At 49.2% G+C, this 23,853-nt stretch carries 20 protein-coding genes; 2 read left to right on the top strand and 18 right to left on the bottom strand.

Annotated elements, in window-relative coordinates; translation table 11 throughout:
* Positions 1 to 6 precede the first annotated feature (6 nt).
* On the bottom strand, positions 7 to 1,944 hold the full coding sequence (locus ACXAGR_RS13590; RefSeq protein ID WP_474844844.1) for a cation:proton antiporter domain-containing protein: 1,938 nt from the start codon (positions 1,942 to 1,944) through the stop codon (positions 7 to 9).
* A 174-nt stretch (positions 1,945 to 2,118) separates the two neighbouring features.
* Between ACXAGR_RS13590 and ACXAGR_RS13585 the strand changes: the two genes are divergently transcribed.
* A complete protein-coding gene (locus ACXAGR_RS13585; protein ID WP_474844614.1) occupies positions 2,119 to 3,024 on the top strand; it encodes a GGDEF domain-containing protein in 906 nt (301 codons plus the stop codon).
* Between the two features lie 62 nt (positions 3,025 to 3,086).
* On the opposite strand, the gene tilS is transcribed toward ACXAGR_RS13585, so the two are convergent.
* The 17 genes from tilS to rpsB all read right to left on the bottom strand — a co-directional run bounded on the left by tilS (position 3,087) and on the right by rpsB (position 22,652).
* Positions 3,087 to 4,439 (bottom strand): tRNA lysidine(34) synthetase TilS, encoded by a 1,353-nt coding sequence (gene tilS, locus ACXAGR_RS13580; protein ID WP_474844613.1) that lies wholly within the window; start codon positions 4,437 to 4,439, stop codon positions 3,087 to 3,089.
* A gap of 16 nt (positions 4,440 to 4,455) precedes the next feature.
* Positions 4,456 to 5,412 carry an acetyl-CoA carboxylase carboxyl transferase subunit alpha gene (gene accA / locus ACXAGR_RS13575; RefSeq protein WP_119500499.1) on the bottom strand — a complete coding sequence of 319 codons (957 nt, stop codon included), beginning with the start codon at positions 5,410 to 5,412 and terminating at the stop codon, positions 4,456 to 4,458.
* Between the two features lie 33 nt (positions 5,413 to 5,445).
* Positions 5,446 to 8,928: a DNA polymerase III subunit alpha gene (gene dnaE, locus ACXAGR_RS13570; protein ID WP_474844612.1), complete on the bottom strand. Its 3,483-nt coding sequence runs from the start codon at positions 8,926 to 8,928 to the stop codon at positions 5,446 to 5,448.
* A gap of 11 nt (positions 8,929 to 8,939) precedes the next feature.
* The gene (gene rnhB, locus ACXAGR_RS13565) at positions 8,940 to 9,515 is read right to left on the bottom strand and encodes a ribonuclease HII (protein WP_474844611.1); all 576 of its coding nucleotides are present in this window, start codon (positions 9,513 to 9,515) and stop codon (positions 8,940 to 8,942) included.
* Entirely contained in the window at positions 9,508 to 10,662 is a 1,155-nt protein-coding gene (gene lpxB / locus ACXAGR_RS13560) for a lipid-A-disaccharide synthase (RefSeq protein ID WP_474844610.1), read from the bottom strand. Before lpxB ends, rnhB begins: the two co-directional genes overlap by 8 nt.
* Entirely contained in the window at positions 10,663 to 11,433 is a 771-nt protein-coding gene (gene lpxA / locus ACXAGR_RS13555; RefSeq protein WP_474844609.1) for an acyl-ACP--UDP-N-acetylglucosamine O-acyltransferase, read from the bottom strand.
* A gap of 1 nt (position 11,434) precedes the next feature.
* Positions 11,435 to 11,884, bottom strand: coding sequence for a 3-hydroxyacyl-ACP dehydratase FabZ (gene fabZ, locus ACXAGR_RS13550; protein ID WP_303574431.1), 450 nt, complete (start codon positions 11,882 to 11,884; stop codon positions 11,435 to 11,437).
* Positions 11,885 to 12,070: 186 nt separating this feature from the next.
* On the bottom strand, positions 12,071 to 12,586 hold the full coding sequence (locus ACXAGR_RS13545; RefSeq protein WP_119500493.1) for an OmpH/Skp family outer membrane protein: 516 nt from the start codon (positions 12,584 to 12,586) through the stop codon (positions 12,071 to 12,073).
* A 48-nt stretch (positions 12,587 to 12,634) separates the two neighbouring features.
* Positions 12,635 to 15,112: an outer membrane protein assembly factor BamA gene (bamA, locus tag ACXAGR_RS13540; RefSeq protein WP_474844608.1), complete on the bottom strand. Its 2,478-nt coding sequence runs from the start codon at positions 15,110 to 15,112 to the stop codon at positions 12,635 to 12,637.
* A 57-nt stretch (positions 15,113 to 15,169) separates the two neighbouring features.
* Positions 15,170 to 16,525: a sigma E protease regulator RseP gene (rseP, locus tag ACXAGR_RS13535; protein WP_474844607.1), complete on the bottom strand. Its 1,356-nt coding sequence runs from the start codon at positions 16,523 to 16,525 to the stop codon at positions 15,170 to 15,172.
* On the bottom strand, positions 16,525 to 17,706 hold the full coding sequence (gene ispC, locus ACXAGR_RS13530) for a 1-deoxy-D-xylulose-5-phosphate reductoisomerase (RefSeq protein WP_474844606.1): 1,182 nt from the start codon (positions 17,704 to 17,706) through the stop codon (positions 16,525 to 16,527). Before ispC ends, rseP begins: the two co-directional genes overlap by 1 nt.
* On the bottom strand, positions 17,706 to 18,569 hold the full coding sequence (locus ACXAGR_RS13525; RefSeq protein WP_119500489.1) for a phosphatidate cytidylyltransferase: 864 nt from the start codon (positions 18,567 to 18,569) through the stop codon (positions 17,706 to 17,708). Before ACXAGR_RS13525 ends, ispC begins: the two co-directional genes overlap by 1 nt.
* Positions 18,570 to 18,622: 53 nt before the next feature.
* Positions 18,623 to 19,402: a polyprenyl diphosphate synthase gene (gene uppS / locus ACXAGR_RS13520; RefSeq protein ID WP_474844605.1), complete on the bottom strand. Its 780-nt coding sequence runs from the start codon at positions 19,400 to 19,402 to the stop codon at positions 18,623 to 18,625.
* A gap of 9 nt (positions 19,403 to 19,411) precedes the next feature.
* Complete coding sequence (gene frr, locus ACXAGR_RS13515; protein WP_119500487.1) at positions 19,412 to 19,969, bottom strand: ribosome recycling factor; 558 nt, start codon at positions 19,967 to 19,969, stop codon at positions 19,412 to 19,414.
* 16 nt (positions 19,970 to 19,985) lie between these two features.
* Complete coding sequence (gene pyrH, locus ACXAGR_RS13510) at positions 19,986 to 20,726, bottom strand: UMP kinase (RefSeq protein ID WP_119500486.1); 741 nt, start codon at positions 20,724 to 20,726, stop codon at positions 19,986 to 19,988.
* 193 nt (positions 20,727 to 20,919) lie between these two features.
* Entirely contained in the window at positions 20,920 to 21,792 is an 873-nt protein-coding gene (tsf, locus tag ACXAGR_RS13505; protein ID WP_474844604.1) for a translation elongation factor Ts, read from the bottom strand.
* A 128-nt stretch (positions 21,793 to 21,920) separates the two neighbouring features.
* Positions 21,921 to 22,652: a 30S ribosomal protein S2 gene (gene rpsB, locus ACXAGR_RS13500; RefSeq protein ID WP_119500484.1), complete on the bottom strand. Its 732-nt coding sequence runs from the start codon at positions 22,650 to 22,652 to the stop codon at positions 21,921 to 21,923.
* A gap of 404 nt (positions 22,653 to 23,056) precedes the next feature.
* Between rpsB and map the strand changes: the two genes are divergently transcribed.
* Positions 23,057 to 23,851, top strand: coding sequence for a type I methionyl aminopeptidase (gene map / locus ACXAGR_RS13495; protein WP_474844603.1), 795 nt, complete (start codon positions 23,057 to 23,059; stop codon positions 23,849 to 23,851).
* Positions 23,852 to 23,853 lie beyond the last annotated feature (2 nt).

Below are 23,853 nucleotides of genomic sequence, written 5' to 3'. Positions count from 1 at the left end.
GCTTTGTCAGGCACCGTCCATAAAACGACGTTCTGCCCGCTCTACTCTTCTCGGCTTGCCGGCGATGATTAGCACATCACCGGCTTGCAACACCTCATTGCCATCCGGTTGCGCAATTTCGTTGCCATTCCTTCTCAGCCCCTGCAGTCTTACCCGCATTCTTTGAAAATCGATGTCTGACAACGACTGACCTAAACAGGCTGCATCGTTATTCAGTACAACAGCATGTACAAATTCCAGTTTATCTTCTGTGCCGTAGCTGATTTCAGTGGTTTCCCCCGGATAAAAGCCGTGCAGGTGATCGTACCGCCCCTGACGCTCCTCCCTCACCCGTCGCAGGATCCGCGACATGGGTACGCCGGCGTAATGCAGCACCTGGGAAATCAGCATCAGACTGCCTTCCTGTATTTCAGGTACAACCTGACTGGCACCGGCTTTATACAAAGCATCCAGCTGATAGTCCCGTTTTGTGCGTACCATTAAGTTGATGTCCGGCGAGATTTGCCTTGCTGCGTTAATGACCTGCTTAGCTTTCTCAGGCTGATCAAAAGTGACCAGCAGTAAACTGGCCCGGCCAACACCGGCATTTTCAAGAATGTCCTTCTGGCTGGCATCACCAAATAAAATCGGTTCGCCGGCGTTGCGGCTTTCGTGCACCCTTACCGGGTCTGCATCAATGGTGATAAAGGCAATGTTCTCCAGTTTAAGCAAACGGGCAACAGACTGCCCCACCCTGCCAAATCCGGCGATGACAATATGGTTCTGCAAAGCTGAAGCTTCAGGAATGGCACTGTCAGGCTCAACGTTGACCGCTGACGCAGGTTCGAGTTTCTGCGCCCAGGCCACACTGCGGGTTACCAGCAGCGGTGTCAGTGCCATGCTGATCACCCCCATACTGATGATAATAGAAGATGTTCTGCTGTCGATGACTCCTTCTGCGGTAGCCAGTGCAGCAATGACAAAACTGAACTCACCAATCTGACACAATTTGATGCCGGTAGCCCAGGCATCCACCGCATCAGAATTCAGTAACCTTGCAACCAGGCGCAATACCAACACCTTAAGTACCATTAATACCGCCACCCCACTGAATATCCACAAACCATCCTGGTAAAGTACGTGCAGATTCAGTTGCATGCCGACAGTGACGAAAAACAGGCCCATCAGAATATCTCTGAATGGCCGGATGTCCGCTTCCAGCTGGTACTTATACTGGCTTTCTCCCAGCATCATCCCGGCAAGAAAAGCCCCCAGCGCCATGGACAAACCGAAAATATAGGTCAGCCCGCCGGCGAGAATAGCCACAAGAATCGTGGTGAGCACGAACAACTCATCAGTTCTGGTTTTCGCCACCTCCCGGAATATCCAGGGTAAAACCCACTTGCCGGCAGACAGAAGCAGGATCACGACCAGTACACCTTTTATGAGAGCCTGAATTAACGCGGTGGCGAGACTGATATTTTGTTCAGATGACATTAATGGAATAGCAATAAGGAATGGCACCACTGCCAGATCCTGAAACAGCAGAATACTGATGGCCATTTCTGTACGACGATGATTAAGTGCTCCGGCTTCAGTAAGCTGCTTAATGACGATAGCAGTGGAGCTCAGTGCCAGCATGCCGCCGATGATAACTGCCGGCCCCCAGGCAAATCCGAGAAAGTGTGCGATTGCTGAGAACACACCCGTAGTAACGACCATTTGCCCTAATCCGACACCGAAAACCAGTGAGCGCATGGACATAAGCTTGGGCAGTGAAAACTCGAGCCCCAGAGAAAATAACAGAAATACAATCCCGATTTCTGCCAGCAGGTGCATGTCTTCCGGATGAGGGAACAACGCCAGCAGTTCCGGGCCGGTAAGCAGTCCGGCAAAAAGGTAGGCCAGAATCGGTGGCAAATGAAGCTTGCGGAATACTGCTACACTGACTACTGACAGCGCCATTAACACTACGATTTGTCCAAATCCACTTGCTACCACGGCAACTCCTTTAATCCGGCACTACAAGCAGGCACACCACTTGCAAGACTTCAGTCAGATACGCTTAGATGACGATTTTCTGACGTAAAAGTAAACAATTGACTCTAAGTATAACCCATGTTCCCGAGGAGTACTGTTTTGGAATTCTCAACTTCTGTTTATGAACACGTATACCCTGACAGCTTTTATCCTATGGCCTCATCCGGCCCGCGGTTAACCGCCGATCAGAAAAACAGCTTCCTGGGGCAGATCCTGTCAACCATCGATATTTCTGCACTGGGTTCTCTTTACTTTCATCAACTCAGACAACATGTTGCACTCGTTCACCTTAACCTGAGCGATGCGTCACGTCACCTGAGTTATGGCCGCATTAAGCCGGAAGACAATGACTCAAACACCCTGATGCTGCCTATGAACAACCGTCACAGCACATCCGCGCCAGAATACATCCGCTATGTGTTTGCCAGCATGCCATCACGGGAAGAGCGTCAGTGTGTGGCTGAGTTACATGTGCTGTTCAGCCATCAGTTCGCCAATGCTCTGGAGTTCGAACGACTGAAAAAAATGGCGACAAAAGATGCACTGACCACATTAGGTAACCGCAACGCATTTGATGAGTCCTGTGGCCGTCTGACAAGCAGAGCGGATCGTCATGATGAAAAATTCGGATTACTGGTCATAGATTTAGATAACTTTAAGACAGTGAATGACACCTATGGGCACCAGGAAGGTGACAAGGTATTGCAAGCTGTGGCTGCGGAGATTTCGTCTGTGCTGCGTAATGAAGATGAAGCATTCCGCATCGGGGGTGATGAGTTTTGTTGTCTGCTGGACTGCAAACAAAAAGAGTCGCTGAAAGTCATTGCTGACCGAATCAACAAACGAATCGAAAAGAACACGTTACTCAAAGGTCACGGAGTTTCCTGCAGTATCGGCGGTGCGGTCTACCGTCAGGGAGACAACATGCAGTCGTTATTTGAGCGAGCTGATCACGCGTTATACCAGGTCAAAGCCGCCGGAAAGAATGCTTATCTTGCGGCATAATCTCCCCGCAGGCTTTTAAACGAAGAGGCAAAACCTTGCCTCTTTACCAGAAGACTGCCATCTTATTCACCGCTACTTTTGTACATTATCCTGTTGAGATCCTGATTGCCGGCCGCCAGCCAGACCACTCTGTCGGTAAGCAGCAAAGCTGCCGCTTCACCATTGCATAGTAAAACAGGAATGCGTTCTCTTTCCCAGGGCGGTATCTTCCACTGCTTAAACCATTTCCGCGCTGTTTTCCCTGTGGGGTTCCGGCTCACATAAATTTTATCCAGACTCACCGCCGGCACCCGCTGCCAGTCACCCGGGCCGGAGATTTTAAATGTTACCGGCAACCCCGGGACTTGCTGCCACTGCTCTTTATCTACCTGTTGCGGATCCCCGCTTTCCTGCATTATATCGACCGTGCAGTTCCCGCTATCCGCAGTAACCAGCAGTTCGCTGTTGTAGCGGCGGATCACGCCAGTGCCGCCTTTAACGCATGGTATGGCATCGTCTCTGGCATGTAACATAGCAAGGATCTCGTCCATCTGAGCTTTAGAAGGCAAGGTCACACCCCGTCCGGTAAGCCAGTGACGGATAATCGCCCTCTGCCAGCCTGTGCTTTGCAGCAGCAAAGCAGGAACACTCAGTCCACCGTTACCGGTCTCAGCGTCTTTAAGCCGTTCCGCGGTCACTTCTGCCAGCAATGCATTTTGTTCCTGTAACAGTTCACAGGAGCGTGAAGCGGCTTTTGCAAAGCCGGGCCAGCGCCTGTGCATATCCGGCAGAACACGGTTGCGAAGAAAATTACGGTCAAAGCGGTCGTCCTGATTGGACTCATCTTCAACCCGCGGCATTGCCAGTGAATCCGCCGCAGCCTCAATGTCTTCACGGCGAAAATTAAGCAGAGGCCGCAGAATAGCAACGGGTGACTCGCTCTCACTAACTAGCCGGTAATGCAGCCCCGGCATGCCAGCCAGACCTGCCGGCCCGCTTCCCCGCTTTATCGCCAGTAATATGGTTTCGAGCTGGTCGTCCTGATGCTGGCCTAAAACCAGCGCACCGTTGTGCTGCCGGCAATAGCGCAGTAATGCATCATAACGGGCATCTCTGGCACTTGCCTCAAGGCTGGTGCGGGACTGAACCGTCACGTTAACGGATAACGCAGAAAAGATAACATTGCGCTGGTGACAAAAGGTTTCGCAGTGGTTTTGCCACGTGTCTGCGTTGGGACTCAGACCGTGATGGATATACACCCCGTGAACGGGCAAAGAAGAATATGAAGAGAGTGCGTGGAGTAATAAACCGGAGTCTACCCCGCCACTGAAACCTACCACAAGGCAGTTGGGCGACGGGGTGACAGTATCGAGCAACCTGGCCGTTGTGCAGATGATGTCAGAACACAGCGGCTTGACATCCATTTCACCAGCCATCGTTACCCGCTCCGGATCAGCAGTAACCGAAAGACATCAGTCTCTGGTAACGCTCTTCCATCAGGTTTTCAACATCCAGTGTTTTCAACTGGTTCAATTGCTGTTTGATGGTCGCTTTCAGGTTTGCAGCCATGCCGTCATGGTCACGGTGTGCGCCACCTAAAGGCTCTTCAACAATACTGTTGATTAAACCCAGTTCTTTGATTTGCGGTGCACTTACACCCATCGCTTCTGCAGCCAGGGGCGCTTTATCTGCGCTCTTCCACAGAATAGATGCACAACCTTCCGGAGAAATAACGGAATAGGTAGAATATTGCAGCATGTTAACGCGGTCGCCAACACCAATTGCCAGTGCACCACCGGAACCACCTTCACCGATAACGGTACAGATGATCGGCACACGAAGCTGAGCCATTTCAAACAGGTTGCGGGCAATAGCTTCACTCTGTCCACGTTCTTCCGCGCCAACGCCCGGATATGCTCCCGGTGTGTCGATAAGTGTAACGATAGGCAAATTGAAACGCTCAGCCATTTTCATCAGACGCAGAGCTTTACGGTAACCTTCAGGTTTTGGCATACCAAAGTTACGCTTAATTTTTTCGTGCGTATCACGCCCTTTCTGATGACCAATCAGCATAATTGGCTGATCATCAATTTTTGCCAGACCACCAACAATCGCTTTGTCGTCAGCGTAAGCACGATCACCGGCCAGTTCATCAAACTCAGTGAAGATGCGGCCAACATAATCCAGCGTGTAGGGACGCATGGGGTGACGGGCAAGCTGGGAAATCTGCCAGGCGCCCAGATCTGAGAAAATCTTGCGTGTTAAATCCGAACTTTTAGTACGAAGTTTTGTGATTTCTTCTTCAATACCAACGTCAAATTCACCGCCCTGATTAACCAGCCGAAGCTCTTCGATTTTTGCTTCTAGTTCAGCGATCGGCTGTTCAAATTCCAAAAACTGTATACTCATTCTGTGTCCTATCTATACTACCTTTCACGCCTGTCAGTGATAACACATGGCGACTGACTGCTCACCCAGACACTGTTTTAATTCGTGCAACAGCTGGTCTTCCGGCGTCACATACCATTGTGCGCCACAGGCCAGCACTGCTTCCGCATCCGGGTGTACTACACGCATTTGTACCGGACAACTGCCGCCCCGGTACGTTTGAAGAATTGCCTGTAGCGACGAAATTCTGTTTTCATCAATTTGCACGGTGTCGAGTTCCAACATCAGTGCTTTTGCGTTCTGTTCTCTGGCCTGAACAATATCCATTGCATCACGGGCAGAGATTGTATTGCCACCGGAGAAATCATCAAAGCTGACCTGTCCTTTTATTAACAGGATACGGTCAGTTTCGAGAATACTCTCATATTTTTCGTACATATCGGGGAAAAAACGTACATCCATGCGCGCGCTCTTGTCGTCGAGAGTCACAATGGCCCAGCGACGCCCCTTCTTGTTTGTCATTACCCTGACGCCCAGCACCAGACCAACGGCGGTAGACATCTGATCTTTTCCGGTCGGTTTTAAATCAACCAGACGACCATCAGAGTAATGCTTAATTTCGTCAGCATACTGATTAATAGGATGCCCTGTCAGATACAAGCCCAGGGTGTCTTTTTCACCATCAAGCCAGACTTTTTCCGGCCAGTACGGCACATCCGCAAAGGCTTGCTTTACGTCATCCGGCTCTGTAGTCAGCAAACCGAACATGTCAGACTGTCCGTAGGATTCCGCTTTTGCATGTTGATCAGCTGCTGCAATAGCTTCAGGTAAAGAGGCCATAATCGATGCACGGTGCGGACCCTTGCCGTCCTGCGGACCAAGATTGTCCATGGCGCCGGCGAGGACCAGCTTTTCCAACACCCGCTTGTTCACCCGTTTGAGGTCAACTTTAGCACAGAAATCAAACAAATCAGTAAAATTACCTTGTTGTTCCCGGGCTTCAATAATGGCTTCAATGGGGCCTTCACCGACCCCTTTAATAGCACCGATACCGTAAACAATGCGGCCATGCTCATCAACCGTAAACTTATACCGGCCAACATTCAAATCCGGCGGCAAAATGGTCATCCCCATACGGTCGACTTCATCTACCAGCGTTACTATCTTATCGGTGTTGTCCATGTCCGCCGACATTACCGCCGCCATAAATTCAGCAGGGTAATGTACTTTCAGCCACAGCGTCTGGTATGACACCAGTGCATAGGCCGCAGAGTGCGATTTGTTAAATCCGTATCCGGCAAATTTTTCTACCAGATCGAAAATTTTCATCGCCAGCTCGCCGTCGATGTTGTTGTCTCTTGCGCCATCCTCGAAGGTTGAGCGCTGCTTCGCCATTTCTTCAGGTTTTTTCTTACCCATCGCACGGCGAAGCAAGTCAGCGCCACCCAGACTGTACCCGGACATTTCCTGGGCAATCTGCATAACCTGTTCCTGATACAGGATGATACCGTAGGTGGGCTCAAGAATTTCTTTCAGACACTCATGCTGATAATCAGCATCCGGATAAGAGATTTCTTCACGACCGTGCTTACGGTCAATAAAGTTGTCTACCATGCCTGATTGCAGCGGGCCCGGACGGAACAGGGCCACCAGTGCGATAATATCTTCGAAACAGTCTGGTTTCAGGCGCTTGATCAGCTCTTTCATCCCGCGGGATTCAAGCTGGAATACTGCCGTGGTTTCTGCCGCCTGCAGTGAGCGGAAACTCTTTTTATCTTCCAGCGGGATGGCACTGATATCGACATCCACTCCCTGACCTTCTTTGATCATGTCCAGTGCCCACTGGATAATGGTCAGTGTACGCAGACCGAGGAAGTCAAATTTAACCAGACCTGCCGTTTCAACGTCGTTTTTATCGAACTGGGTGACCGGGTTTTTCCCTTCGTCATCACAGTAAAGCGGAGCAAAGTCGGTGATAGTAGTAGGCGCAATAACCACACCACCGGCGTGTTTACCGGCATTACGGGTAACACCTTCCAGAATGCGGGCCATGTCGATAAGGTCTTTGACTTCCTCATCGTCGTTATAAAGTTCCGGTAAACGGGGCTCGACCTCAAAGGCTTTGCCAAGAGTCATACCGGGATCGGACGGGATCAGCTTGGAAATCCGGTCAACGAAACCGTAGGGATGACCAAGCACACGGCCCACATCACGCACAACAGCCTTAGCAGCCATCGTACCGAAGGTGATAATTTGTGATACCGCCTGACGGCCGTAAAGCTCGGCCACGTGGTCAATAACCTCATCCCGCCGGTCCATACAGAAGTCGACGTCGAAATCAGGCATAGATACACGTTCGGGGTTCAGGAACCGTTCGAAAAGCAGGTCAAATTCCAGCGGATCCAGATCGGTAATTTTCAGCGCATAAGCCACTAATGAGCCTGCACCGGAACCACGGCCCGGTCCCACCGGAATCCCGTTGTCCTTACTCCACTGGATAAACTCCATAACGATAAGGAAGTAACCCGGGAACCCCATCTGGTTAATTACGTCGAGTTCTATTTTCAGACGGTCGTCGTATTCAGGACGCTTTTCTGCTCTGACGGTTTCATCAGGGAACAGGAATTCAAGACGCTCTTCCAGTCCCTCTTCCGATTTTTTAACCAGAAAATCTTCCGTTGTCATACCACCGGTAGGGAACTGAGGCAGGAAGTATTCACCAAGCCTTACAGTGACATTACAACGTGTAGCAATTTCTACTGTATTTTCGATAGCTTCCGGAATATCACTGAACAGCTCAACCATTTCATCGCTGCTACGCAGATATTGCTGTTGGCTGTAGCGTTTAGGGCGACGGGGATCTTCCAGTGTGTAACCGTCGTGAATGGCTACGCGGATTTCATGGGCCTCGAATCCCGCCTGTTCAATGAAACACACTTCATTCGTAGCCACCACCGGCAAACCGTATTCTTCTGCCACAGCCACAGCCTGATGAAGATAGTCTTCTTCACCGGGACGGCCGGTGCGGATAAGCTCAAGGTAGAAACGGTCGGCAAAATGCTGCTGATAAAACTCAAGGGAATCAGCCAGCATTTTCTGGTTGTTCTTGGTCAGAGCAATACCGACGTCGCCGTGCAATGCTCCGGAAAGTACAATCACGCCTTCAGCATGTTCTGCCAGCCAGGCCTGCTCTATCACCGTTTTATGGTGCACCGCACCGCGCAGGTAGCCTTTTGAAATCAACAGGGTAATATTTTTATAGCCCTCGTTGTTCATGGCCAGCAAAGTGAGGCGGAAAGGTTCCTCATTCAGAACATCGTTCTGCACCCAGAAGTCGGTGCCGATAATGGGTTTGATGCCGCGGTTATGGGCTTCAGAATAGAATTTAACCAGACCACACATGTTCATCTGGTCTGTAATAGCCACCGCAGGCATGTTAAAGGCTTCAACCTGCGCGAGGATGGGTTTAACCTTGTTTAACCCATCCATCATTGAAAAGTCGCTGTGAACGCGAAGATGAATAAACGGCGAAGACATGTGAGTTTCTCTTATTTTTGTGCTGCCAGACGCGCCTGTACGGGCTTAAAGCTCATACGATAACACGGCAGGACACCATATGCTTCTAATGCTTCAAAATGGGCTTTCGTCGGATAACCTTTGTGGCCGGCGAAGTTGTACTGCGGATGAAGGGCATGCAATGCAATCATATCATTGTCACGTTCAACTTTAGCAAGAATCGAGGCTGCAGAGATTTCTGCATGCAGTCCATCCCCTTTCACGATCGCTTCTGCTGCATACTGCCAGTCCGGCAGACGATTTCCGTCTACCCGCACGAAATCCGGCTGTACTGACAATCCCTCAACGGCACGCTTCATGGCCAGCATGGTTGCGTGCAGAATGTTCAGCGTATCGATTTCCTGTGGCGTTGCCCGCCCGATTGCCCAGCAGAGGGCTTTTTGCTTAATCTCTTCTGATAAAGCGATACGTTTTTTTTCGGATAATTTCTTTGAATCGTTGAGTCCGGCAATGGGTTTTGCAGGGTCAAGAATAACCGCAGCGGTCACTACATCCCCCACCAGCGGTCCGCGTCCCACTTCATCAACACCGGCAATATATTCAACCATTGATAACCTCTGCAATCGCATCTGCTGCCATTTTATCAGCATCCAGTTTTAGGGACTGGTGCAAACCGGTAAACCGGCTTACCAGTTCAGTCGTATCCTGCGTGAAAAGGGGCAATAAGTAATCGCAAAGCGTGTCAGGATTCACGTCGTCCTGCAGTAATTCAGGAATTAACGCTTCATTGGCCAGTAAATTAGGCAGGGAGAAGAACGGCGCTTTGTAGAGTCGCTGCATTATTTTATAGGTCAGCGGTGACAACTTATAGCAAGTCACCATGGGGCGCTTGCAAAGCATGGCTTCCAGGGTTGCCGTACCTGATGCCAGCAAAATGACATCGCTGGCAATCATGGCGTCTCTGGCCTGCCCTTTCACCAGCTTGTAGTCGCTGTCACTGAGCCAGGCACTGCAATGCTCTTTCAGATAAGCCTGAATGCCATTAAAACGATACTGATTAGCAGCAGGAATGACAAAACGGATGCCTGGCAGCAGGGTTTTCATTTTCTCCATGGTGGCAGTAAAAACAGGTAACAGTGCTTTTAACTCACCGCCACGGCTGCCGGGCAATACGGCCAGCACAGGACCGGAGCTGCTCAGGCCCAGTGTCTCACGGGCGGCAGACTGATCTGGTTCTAATGGCACGGCATCAGCCAGTGTATGACCGACAAACGTGTAGGGAACATGGTACTTATCGTAAACCTGCTGTTCGAAAGGAAACAAACCCAGCACGTGATTTGTGGCGGCTTTAATTTTATGAATGCGTTTTTCACGCCATGCCCACACGGTAGGACTGACATAATGAACAGTTTTAATCCCCCTGGCTTTCAGGGCTTTTTCCACACGAAGATTAAAGTCAGGTGCATCCACACCAATGAATACATCCGGCGGATTGGCTTCAAAATGCGCCAGCAGTTGCTTCTTCAGTTTGAGAATAGCAGGAAGATGAGACAACACTTCCACCAGTCCCATGACAGAAAGTGTTTCCATATCGAAGAGTGAGTGAAAGCCGGCGGCTTTCATGTGATCACCACCGATGCCTTCGATAATGGCATCGGGGTAACGCTTTTTCAGTTCGGCTATCATACCGGCGGCAAGCACGTCTCCTGACGGCTCACCTGCCACAACGCCAATTCGCAATGTTGATGCGGGCATTTAGCGGATGATACCCCGCTCAGCATTTTCAAGGAAAGACACCAGTAAGCGGATATTTTCATCGCTTTGGGCTACATCAGACAGCTTAGCCACAGCTTCAGCGATGGTATTGTTGTCACGGTAGATGGCACGGTAAGCCCGCTTTATTGCCATAATTTGACCGGATGTAAATCCACGGCGGCGTAAGCCTTCAGAGTTAATGCCCGCAGCGACGTGCTTCTGCCCGTTAACCATGACAAACGGCGGTACATCACGCAAGACTATCGCGCCGGCGCCAACGAAGGCATGACTACCTACTTTGCCAAACTGGTGAATAGCGGCACCACCACCAAAAATAACAAAATTACCCAGTTCAACATGCCCTGCCAGTGAAACATTGTTCGCAAGAATACAATCGTCCCCGATGATCACATCGTGAGCCACGTGGGCATTGATCATAAACAGGTTGCGGGAGCCAATTTTTGTCACCCCTTCATCCTGAATAGTGCCGCGATGCACTGTACAGGTTTCACGGAAAACATTGTCATCACCGATTTCCAGACGGGTTTCTTCTCCGGCGTACTTTTTGTCCTGGCATTCTTCACCTACAGAACAAAACTGAAAGAAGCGGTTGCGCTTACCCACAGTCGTCGGGCCTTTGATGACCACATGAGACTCAAGTACACAATCGTCACCGATAACCACATCGTCACCGATATAACAGAAAGGACCTACGGAAACATTATTTCCCAGTGTCGCCTTTTCAGATATCACGGCAGTAGAATGAATCACGTTAAACCATCTCTCTCATTGCACACATGAATTCGGCACTGCAAGCTTCTTCACCATCAACGCTGGCGGTACCCTTAAACTTCCAAATCCCTCTGCGCTCTTTGACCAGACATACATCAAATTCCAGTCTGTCACCAGGCGTAACAGGACGCTTGAAGCGCGCGCAGTCAATGCCGGCATACAAGTATAGCTTATCTGACTTACCCATGGTTTTGAATCCAAGCACGCCGGCAGCCTGTGCCATTGCTTCCAGGATAAGAACGCCCGGGAAAATTGGACGGCCGGGGAAGTGCCCTGTAAAGCAGGGTTCATTCATGGTGATGTTTTTATATGCCTTGATAGACTCGCCTTCCACGTAATCAGTTACGCGATCAACAAGCAAGAACGGATACCGGTGAGGCAATAAATCCAGGATTTCCTGAATATCAATAGTGTTGAGTGAATTGGCCAAAAAAGCTCTCCTAATGCCAAAACCAGTCTGTCATAGGCTTATAGCAGACTGTTTGCCGTATTGTAATTTTAAATGGCGGCAACCATACGCGCATATGCGCTAAAAACAAATCAGACCAACGCCTCACGACGTTAGTCTGCTTGCGGGCTCAGGCCCGGTAATCTTCAGCCGGTAACCGGCCGGACATTACTTAATTTTTTTAACCTGTTCCAGCACTTGCTCAGACAGATCATGCTGGTCGTCTGCGAATGCTACAGCACCGGCATTCAGTACCAGGTCGTATTTTTCTTTCGCAGCTACTGAGTCGATCGCCTGCTTGATCAAGCCCAACAATTTGTTGCGCTCTTCGTTGCTGCGACGCTGGATGTTCTGTTGCAGAGGCTGACCTTTTTCTGCCAGTTGCTCACGAACACTCAGAATTTTCTGTTGCAGTTCTTTTTTCTCATCTTCACTCATCGTAGCGGCATCACGCTGCAGACGCTCAGCATAGAACTGACCATCTTTCTGAAGCTGGTTAACTTCGTCGATTTGCGCTTTGAATTCGACCTGAATGTTATTAGAGATTTCAGCGGCCTGTGGCATCGCCTGGAATACGCCCTGTACATCCACAACGCCAATTTTTTGTTCAGCCATTGCAGAGGCACTTACCAGCGCACTACCTAACATCAGGGTTGCTACGAATTGTCTTGCCAACTGTTTCAAAAGGAACTCCTTTTTAAAATTTAAGCCCGGTTCACTGCCGGATTAGTATTAGAATGTTTGACCGATATTAAACGTAAAGAACTTGGCATCATCACCATCGCGTTCCTGAATAGCACGCGAGAAGCTGAATACCATGGGTCCCATCGGTGAAATCCATTGTACAGAAATACCGGCGGAACTACGATACTGTGTCCAGTCGGAATAGTCCAACAACTTACCGTATGATGAGTTGATCTGGTCTAAGTTTTTGTACTTATCGTAGTCGAATTCAGTATCCCACACGTTACCTACGTCGAGGAACACACTGGTACGTACTGAATTATCGTATTCCACATCCACAAATGGTGTCGGAACGATTAACTCGATGCCACCCAATGCCATGGCGTTACCACCCAGGCTCCGGCTGGAGATCTGAATACTATCATCAGCTGCATCGCCCGGATACACCTCTCCGTCAGGACCGGTCACCGTATTATAATTACGTCTGATCACACCACGGGGGCCTACGGTGTTATTTTCAAAGCCACGCAGCGTATCTGCACCACCGGCCGTGAAGTTTTCCGTAAACGGCAGGATCTGCTCATTACCGTTAATGTCGCCGTAGCCGTTACCATAACCTAAACGCAGACGAGCCAGCACTGACCAGCGCTGATTACGTGACAGCGGGAAATAGAACTTGGTATCGAATACAGTTTTAAAGTAATTCACGTCAGAGTTCGGCGTAGTAATACTGAAACTCGCACGTTGTGATGAACCGGCTGTAGGGAACAGACCACGGTTCAGTGTACTGCGGCTCCATGCCACACTGGCCTGGAAGCTGTCATAGTTAATAGGTGCTTCCGGATCGGCGGAATCACGGAACTGGTTATAAAACTGCTCAGTCTGCTCGTAGTAACCGGTGTTATATAACTCCACACTGGAGTAAGTAATACCGAAGTTAATACGGTTAACTTCGTTGATTGGATAACCAACGTTAGCCCCCACTGACCAGCGCTTAGAGTTGTACTGGATAACGTTAAAGTCAGAGCCGTCGAACTCGCTGTAACCGATGCTACCACCCAGACTGATACCGTCGATCGTGAAATAGGGGTCGTTATAGGTAATTTGAGCTGAACGCTGATACGATACCGTACTGATGTTCAGACCCACCTGCTTACCTGTACCGAGGAAGTTATTTTGTTGAATACCGGCATTCAGACTCAGTTTCGTTCTGTCACCGTAACCGATACCGGCGTTAAACGAGCCTGAAGGTTGTTCCTTCACTGAGAAGTCCACATCAACCTGATCATCAATACCTGGCAGACGGTTAGTTTCGAACTCAACTTCTTCCATGTAAGTCAGACGGGAAAGCTGTGCTTTTGAGCTTTCCAGCAGTGAATTCGACAGCCACGTGCCTTCCATCTGGTTAACGTTATGACGTAATACATTATCAGACGTAACAGAGTTACCTTCGAAGTTTATACGACGCACATAGATACGCTTACCCGGATCGACTGACAGGGTCAGTTTAACTGTTTTATCTTCGTCGTTGATTTCCGGCACCGTGGTCACTGTCGGATAAGCGTAACCAAAACGGCCCAGGTATTTACTGATAAATTCTTCGGTATAGGTAACTTCAGCCTGACTGTAAAGCTCGCCAACAGTCAACGGCAGCACCCGCTCGATATACTCTTCGTTACCCAGCAAATCACCGACAAGCTCCACATCAGAGATGGTGTATTGCTCTCCTTCGGTAACATTCATCGCAACGTAGATGCCGTCTTTTTCCGGCGTCATGGAAACTTGCGTAGAATCAATATTGAAACGCAGGTAACCACGGTCCATATAGTGGCTTCTTAATGTTTCCATATCCCCTTGCAGGGTTTGCTGCTGGTAGCGGGTTTCAGACAGAAAATCCCACCAGGGTGTGTCGAACTGCAGTTCAAGGTCCTGCATCAGTTCTTCATCAGTAAATACTGAGTTACCGACGATATTAATTTGCTGGATTTCTGCGGCATCGCCTTCTTCGAACAGCAGTTTCAAATCAACACGATTACGGGGCAACGGTGTCACAATAGCAGACACATCAGCATTGTATTTACCAATGCTGTAGAAGAAGTCTTTGAGGCCATTTTCAATTGACGTCAGCACGGTTTTATCCAGCGGCTCTCCCACACGGATCCCGTTACCATCCAGACTCTCCTGTAACTGCTCGTCTTTGATGTCATCGTTACCTTCAAAGATAATGTTACTGATAGTAGGACGCTCTGACACTTTCACGATAAGGGTATTACCGTCGCGTAATACCTCTACCCGCTCAAAGTGAGTAGAAGAATAAAGAGAGCGAATAGCCTGGGTGATGCGGAAGCTGTTAAGGCGGTCGCCTACCTGAACAGGCAGATAGGTCAGTGCCGCACCCAGTGCCACACGTTGCAGGCCGGTAATTTTAATATCTTCAACAACGAATTCACTGTCAGACGCTGCAGCATTGGCGAAGCTAGCACTGGAAACCATGATTCCGGCTGCTACTAACTGATTTAACTTCATCTATTCTTTTATTCCTGGCCGCGTTTGCTGTTCTAATGTAAAACTGCCGTTTTGTCCCTAAGAAACAAAGCGACTAATATCGTTAAATATGGCGATGCTCATCATCATGAAAAGCAGTGCGCCGCCAATTTTAAACCCCCACTCCTGCACATGTTCCGGTACAGGTTTGCCCGATGCCCACTCGATGAAATAAAACAGCAAGTGACCGCCATCCAGCATGGGGATTGGCAACAAATTGATAATGCCGAGACTGACACTGATCAACGCTAAAAAACTTAAAAAGTATGCCAGTCCGTATCCGGCACTGACGCCTGCGCCCTGCGCAATGGAAATTGGTCCGCTGAGATTATTCAGCGATACATCGCCGGTAACCAGCTTGCCGAGCATTTCCACGCTGACGGCAGTCAGCCGCCAGGTTTTATCCAGTGCTTTACTCACGGCTTCAACAGGACCGTACTGATGAGTAAAGACATAACCTTCAGGCCAGGGTTCAGCTTTAGGGCTTACCCCTAAGAAACCATCCTGACCGTCAGGGGTATCCCGGCGCGCTATTGTAGCACTAACTGTCTGTTGCTGACCGCCCCGCATTAATGTAATGCTGACGGTTTCACCGGGTAACCCTTTAATAGTGTCAACCAGAGACATCCAGCTTTCTATCTTTTCGCCATTTAGCGCAATCAGTTCATCATCGACCAGTAACCCCGCCTGCTCTGCAGGACTGTCTTCAGAAATGAATGCCACCACGGTGGTAATTTCAGGTCTGAAAGGTACGATGCCCAAACTGTTTAAAGCAGACTGTTTTTCCGGGTCAAAGTTCCAGCCGGCAATGTGTAAATTCGTCTGACTGGTCACACCTTGGGCAGATTTCACGGTAATTACCACCTGAGGTGTACCAATCGCAGAAATCAATTCCAGATTTACCGATTCCCAGTCAGGCGTTTCATGACCACCCACTGCAATAATTTCATCACCGGCTTTTATCTGAGCCTGCGCGGCGAAACTGTCCGGCGTTATATCGCCAATCACCGGTTTTACTGTATTCTGACCAATCAGGAACATCATATACAATGCGAGCACTGCAAAGATAAAATTTACACCGGGGCCAGCGGCAATAATTGCCATACGTTGTAATACAGGTTTGTTATTGAACGCCAGGTGACGTTTTTCCGCAGGCACGTCATCCACACGCTCGTCGAGCATACGTACATATCCGCCCAGCGGTATAGCGGCTACCGCAAATTCGGTGCCCTTCTTATCTTTTCGTGTCCAGAACGGTTTACCAAAGCCGATTGAAAACCGTTCGACATGCACGCCACACATCCGGGCAACAATAAAATGTCCCCACTCGTGCACCGCGACTAAAATACCCAGTGCGACTATGAATGAACCTAAACTCCACAGAAACGTGAACACTACACCTTACTCCGTACCAGTTCTGTGGCGACTTCTCTCGCCATTCTGTCTTCTTCAAGGATCTGTTGGAGTGACGATACCGTTACAGGTTCCATTCTGTTTAACGTTTCCTCGTTAATTGCTGCAATATCGGTAAAACCAATGGCGCCATCCAGAAAGGCGGCAACGGCAATTTCGTTGGCCGCATTAAGGCGCGTTGTGGCAGCCTGACCGCTGTCACAGGCATCAATCGCCAGTTTCAGGTTAGGATACCGCGCGTAACAGGGTGACTCAAAAGTAAGGCTTGCCATTTTCGCAAAATCCAGCGGTTCAACGCCGGCATCAATACGTTCAGGCCAGGCGAGGCCATAAGCAATGGGCGTACGCATATCAGGGTTGCCTAACTGGGCAATCACCGAACCATCGGTGTACTGTACCATGGAATGGATCACACTTTGAGGATGCAGTACCACCGTAATATCTTTTGAAGAAGCACCGAATAACCAGCAGGCTTCAATAAATTCCAGTCCCTTATTCATCATGGTCGCCGAGTCCACCGTGATTTTCCGGCCCATGGACCAGTTCGGGTGATGACAGGCTTCCTCTACAGTGATGCTGTGAAAGGTGTCAATATCGCGGTGACGGAAAGGTCCGCCGGAACCGGTGAGCAAAATTTGACTGATCCCTGCCTGCTGCAATTCACCATAGCGAAATCCTTCAGGCAAACACTGGAATATGGCATTGTGTTCACTGTCTATGGGAAGAATTTCTGCCCCGCTCTGATTAGCGGCATCGATGAAAAGCGCACCGGACATAACCAGCGCTTCTTTGTTTGCCAGCAATACACGCTTACCTGCTTTTACCGCTGCAAGGGTTGGTAATAAGCCTGCTGCGCCAACAATGGCCGCCATCACCGAAGTCACCTCCGGTGCACTGGAAACTTCTTCCAGCGCCTTAGGGCCACAAAGAATTTCCGAACTGACTTTCATCGACTGCGCCAGCTTCACCGCATCGTCATACAAATTATCGTCTGCGACTACCACGTAACGTGCTGCGCAGCTGATTGCCTGCTGCATGAGCTTTTCAAGCTGACTGTTGCCGGTAACAGCGAAAACCCGGTATTTATCCGGGTGTCTGTTGATAACGTCGAGGGTACTGCAACCGATGGAGCCTGTTGCGCCAAGTATGGTAACTGTCTGCATCAAGCCATCCAGGTAACATAGCAAAATGCAAATACGGGAAAGGCCGCAGTGAGGCTGTCGATACGGTCAAGAATACCACCGTGTCCGGGCAATAATTTGCCACTGTCCTTAATGCCTGCACAGCGCTTCAGCATGCTTTCGTTTAAATCACCCAGCGCAGATACCGCCACGGTAATGCCACCAATAAGCAAGTGCAGCCAGATGCGGTCTGTTGCTACCTGATAATGTAATGCTGCAAAAGCGATAATAGCGAAAGATGCACCGATACCACCGATTAAACCTTCCAGCGTTTTGCCGGGTGACACATTAGGCCGCAGTTTATGGCGACCGAATTTAACGCCGCTGAAGAATGCGCCGATATCTGCCGCCCAGACAATACCGAGCACATAGAAAATCAGCGATGAGCCATATAAGGTGTCAACATCATGAAGACTGGTTCTGAGACTGATAACGGCAACCCAGGTCGGGATTAAGGTCAGCAGACCGAAGCCTAAACGAATCAGGTTATTGTTCCGCCAGAAGGCTGAATAACGGGGATAGAAAATGATCATCCACAGCGAGAACATCCACCAGATAACGGATACGCCAAGGATGAAATGGTAAAGCCCGTGGAGTTGCCCCTGGTACCAGATGTATTGAGCATCCACAATGGACGACAGCACCAGACACAGCGCAAAAACAAAAGCAGCGAACATGGCTTTGCGGGGACGTGCTGTGATGCCGGACATATTCGCCCACTCATAAGCACCCAACCCGACGACACCGGCAATGGCAACTTCAAACTGCCAGACCGGTAAAAAAAGGATGGCTATCAGCGCCAGAGGCGCCAGAATTAATGCTGTTATTATTCGTTGTTTTAGCATAATTGGCGATGTGCTCCTGATGGCGGTGCCGGCACCGCCGTTAGTTGCAGGCTTCAGTTCCGTGGAACGCTGACCTGTTCGCCCGTAAGACCGAAACGGCGCTGGCGTTGTTTGAAATCATTGACTGCCTGCTGAAAAACATCTTCAGAAAAATCAGGCCATAACACGTCAGTAAAATAGAGTTCAGCGTAGGCACATTGCCACAGCAAAAAGTTGCTGATGCGATGCTCACCGCCTGTGCGGATAAGTAAATCCAGCTCCGGCAGCCCTGCTGTTGACATTTTTGCGTCGAAAGCCTCTTCAGTGATATCTGCAGCAGTCATCGAGCCTTCTGCTACAGCCTGAGATAACTCCCGTGCCGCATTAACGATATCCCAGCGGCCACCATAATTGGCAGCAATATTGAGAACAAGATCCTTATTGTCAGCAGTCATTTCTTCTGCTTTACGGATCTTATCTTTCAATTTATCATCAAAAGCTGAAACGTCACCGATCACTTTTAAACGTACACCGTTTTTATGTAATCGCTTCGCTTCATTGTTCAATACCAGATTGAACAGTTCCATCAGCACCGACACTTCTTCTTCGGGACGCTTCCAGTTTTCACTGGAGAAAGCGAACAGCGTCAGTGATTGTATTTTGTTCTGGCGGGCAAAACGCACTACCGCGCGAACAGACTCAACGCCGGCCTTATGGCCAAACGTTCTGATTTTGCCCTTTTTCTGCGCCCATCGACCATTTCCGTCCATGATGATCGCAACATGCTGAGGACCCGGTACATTGACCGGGGTCTCAGTGGTTTCAGGCGCTGTGTTAGACCGCATTCCTAACATAGTAACTTTTTAAATTTCCATCAGTTCTTTTTCTTTGTCTGCCAGCATGGCATCCACTTTTTTAATAAAATCATTCGTCAGAGACTGAATGTTTTCTTCCGCAGCGCGGCTTTCATCTTCACTGATTTCTTTTTCTTTCAGCAAATCTTTAATGTCACCGTTTGCGTCACGGCGGATGTTACGGATAGCAACACGACCACCTTCCGCCTCGTTACGTACAACGCGGATAAGATCTTTACGACGCTCTTCCGTCAGCGGAGGTAACGGGATACGAATCGACGCTCCTGCACTCATCGGGTTGAGGCCCAGATCAGATTGCATGATAGCTTTCTCTACAGCCTGAATAGCACTTTTATCAAATACACTCAGCGCCAGCGTGCGGCTGTCTTCTGCGACAACGTTCGCAACTTGCTTCAGCGGCGTATCCACACCGTAGTAAGGCACCATGATGCCGTCAAGCAGGCTCGGGTGAGCACGGCCTGTACGAATTTTGCTTAACTGACTTTTCAGTGCACTGATGCTTTTATCCATACGCTCTTGCGCATCTAATTCAATTTCATCAATCACAGTTGTTTCCTATTTCTTACTTAAAATTTTCAGGATGGTCAATCAACGTACCTTCCTGCTCACCCATGACAACCCGCTTCAGACAGCCCGGTTTGTTCATGTTGAATACGCGGATAGGCATACGGTGATCACGTGCCAGAGTGAAAGCAGATAAATCCATCACTTTGAGTTCTTTTTCCAGCACTTCCTGATAAGACAGTTGGCCATACAGTGTAGCGTCAGGATTTTTTACCGGGTCGTCACTGTATACACCGTCTACCTTAGTGGCTTTCAATACGGCTTCAGCTTCAATTTCAATGCCGCGCAGACAGGCAGCAGAATCGGTAGTGAAGAAAGGATTACCGGTACCTGCAGAGAAGATCACAACGCGGCCGGATTTTAATAAGCTGATAGCTTCTGCCCAGTTGTAGGCGTCACAAACACCATTTAAAGGAATAGCAGACATCAGGCGGGCGTTTACAAAAGCACGGTGCAATGCATCACGCATAGCCAGACCGTTCATGACAGTAGCTAACATACCCATGTGGTCACCCACTACACGGTTCATACCCGCTTTCGCCAGGCCTTCACCACGGAACAGGTTACCGCCACCGATAACTAAGCCTACCTGTACACCCAATTCAACCAGCTCTTTAATTTCCTGAGCCATGCGATCGAGCACTTTAGGGTCGATACCGAATCCTTCGGAACCCATTAGCGCTTCACCGCTGAGTTTTAACAAAATACGTCGATAGGCTGATTTTGGTGTGATACTCATTGTTTGAATAGTCCTTATGAATTCGGCTTGTCTCATGCCTCGTTATACATAACAAGAAATGACGCAAGCCGACTCGTTACAAGCGATATTTTTACTGTCAGGCAGTTGATTGCCTCACTCATAAAAAAGCACCCCCGAAGAGGTGCTCTGTAGTGTATCCGACATTGGCCGAATGAAAAAGCGAAACGCAGAATTATTTCTTCGCCGCTTCCATTTGAGCCGCAACTTCAGCTGCGAAGTCTTCAGTTTTCTTCTCGATACCTTCACCCACTTCAAAACGGATGAAGTTAACAACGTCAGCACCTTTGCTCTTCAGCAGTTCGCCAACAGAAACAGAAGGATCTTTAACGAAAGGCTGACCTGTCAGGCTGATTTCGCCGGTGAATTTCTTCATACGGCCAGCAACCATTTTTTCAGCGATATCAGCAGGCTTACCAGACTGGATAGCCAGTTCTACCTGGATTTCTTTCTCTTTTTCTACTACTTCAGCTGGCACTTGCTCAGGCTTAACGAACTGAGGGCTTGCCGCTGCAACGTGCATTGCTACGTCTTTAGCCAGTTCTTCGTCGCCACCGTTTAAGATAGCGATTACGCCGATACGACCGCCGTGCACGTATGCACCCAGGTTGTCGCCTTCAACGTTGATAACGCGACGAGGAGAAATGTTTTCACCGATTTTAGCAACTAACGCGTCACGTACTTCGATAACTTTCGCGCCGTCTAATTCAGCTTCGTTCAGCTCTTCAACAGAGTTGATGTTGCCAGCGTGTGCAACGGCCAGAACTTTGTTACCGAAGCCAAGGAAACCTTCGTCACGGGCAACGAAGTCAGTTTCACAGTTTACTTCCATCATGGTAGCGCGGTTGCCTTCAACCTGAGTCAGGATTACACCTTCAGCGGCGATACGGCCAGCTTTTTTAGCGGCTTTAGCCTGACCAGACTTACGCATGTTTTCGATGGCCAGTTCGATGTCACCGTCGGTTTCAACAAGCGCTTTTTTACAATCCATCATACCTGCGCCGGTACGCTCACGCAGTTCTTTAACAAGTGCTGCAGTCACTGCCATTTTTCAATTCCTCAGCATTAAACATTTAATAAGGTAAAAGGGGCTATTGGTGCCCCTCTTGAGATATTCGGTATTTTTGATGACAGTGGCATGTCATTGCCATGACCACTGTCACCGGTCAGGTCTGATTACTCAGCGGCTTCTACGAAGTCGTCTTGCTCAGCCTGAACTTCAAGGTTGCTTTCGCGACCTTTGTTTACTGCATCAGCAGCAGCATCAAGATACAGCTGGATAGCACGGATCGCGTCGTCGTTACCAGGGATGATAAAGTCAACACCGTCAGGGTTAGAGTTAGTATCTACAACACCAACTACAGGAATACCCAGGTTACGTGCTTCAGTGATTGCAATGTGCTCGTGGTCAGCGTCGATAACAAAGATCACGTCAGGCAGACCGCCCATGTCTTTGATACCGCCAAGGCTGCTTTCCAGCTTGTCCATTTCACGTTGCAGCATCAGCGCTTCTTTTTTGGTCAGCTTGTCGAAAGTACCGTCTTGTGCTTGTTGCTCAAGATCTTTCAGACGCTTGATAGACTGGCGAACTGTTTTCCAGTTAGTCAGCATACCGCCCAACCAACGCTTATTCACGTAGAACTGGTCACATTTCTGTGCTGCATCTTTTACAGCTTCACCAGCCGCACGCTTAGTACCAACAAACAGGATTTTACCTTTCTTGGAAGCAACACCAGACAGGTAGTTCATTGCTTCGTTGAACAGAGGTACTGTTTTTTCCAGGTTGATGATATGAACTTTGTTACGGGCACCGAAGATGAAAGGCTTCATCTTAGGGTTCCAGTAGCGGGTTTGGTGACCGAAATGCACACCGGCTTTCAGCATGTCACGCATTGATACGTTAGCCATGATATTTTCCTCTTGGGGTTAGGCCTCCATATACCCCTTCCATCGATCCGCGCAGTCTGTGAAGACCTTGCAGACACCCCGATGACAAGTGTCGGTATATGTGTGTTATTTAAAAAGTTAATTTACGAATATTGCGGTCCGGATAAACAGTGTTTTTCCGACTCTCACAAAACGCGGGCGCTTTATACCACAACAGCCCCCCATGCTCAAGTTTTAACGTCATCTTAGGCAGTCGAAATGCGGGATGACTATACAGTTGCGCTGTCAGACGTTACCATAATAGCAATCATGCGCCTGCCGTTTTAATTTGTGATAACTTCAAATACCTGAGTCAGGTATATCATCAGACTAAACACATTTCCGGCGCATTCCCGTTTTCTCTGTTATCAATGATCGAGGGTACAGTGGCAGCTATTATTAAAACCGCTGAAGAAATTGAAAAAATGCGCGTTGCCGGCAAACTCGCCGCAGACGTGCTGACGATGATTACACCACATGTAAAAAAAGGTGTAACCACTGACGAACTGAATGCCTTATGCCACGACTTTATTGTCAATGAGCAACAAGCGATTCCGGCACCATTAAACTATGGTCATCCGCCCTTTCCTAAATCTATTTGTACGTCGGTAAACCATTGTATTTGTCATGGCATCCCGTCGGATAAAAAACTTAAAGACGGCGATATCATTAATATTGATGTAACCGTGATAAAAGACGGTTACCACGGCGATACCTCAAAGATGTTTATCGTCGGCAAGCCCGCCATTCTGGCTGAACGCCTGGTGCGGGTAACACAGGAGTGTTTATACAACGCCATCAGGCAAGTAAAGCCCGGCATGCGCCTGGGGGACATCGGTCACCTTTGCCAGACACATGCTGAATCGCATAATTATTCTATCGTCCGTGAGTACTGCGGACACGGTATTGGTGCAGGTTTCCATGAAGAACCTCAGATTGTTCACTATGGCCGTCCGGGCACGGGTGATGAACTGGTTCCGGGTATGTGCTTCACAATCGAACCCATGGTAAATGCCGGTAAGCGCCACTCAAAGGTACTGCCGGATCAATGGACTGTGGTCACTAAAGACCGTAGCCTGAGCGCCCAGTGGGAGCATACTTTGCTGGTTACTGAAGACGGCGTTGAAGTACTGACGCTGCGTGAAGAAGAAGATTTGCCCAGAGTCATCAGCCACAGTTAATT

This window comes from Alteromonas sp. ABH4_457, from assembly GCF_056160625.1.
Note: the sequence above shows the minus strand (reverse complement) of the source record. Positions and strands in the feature narration are given on the sequence as shown.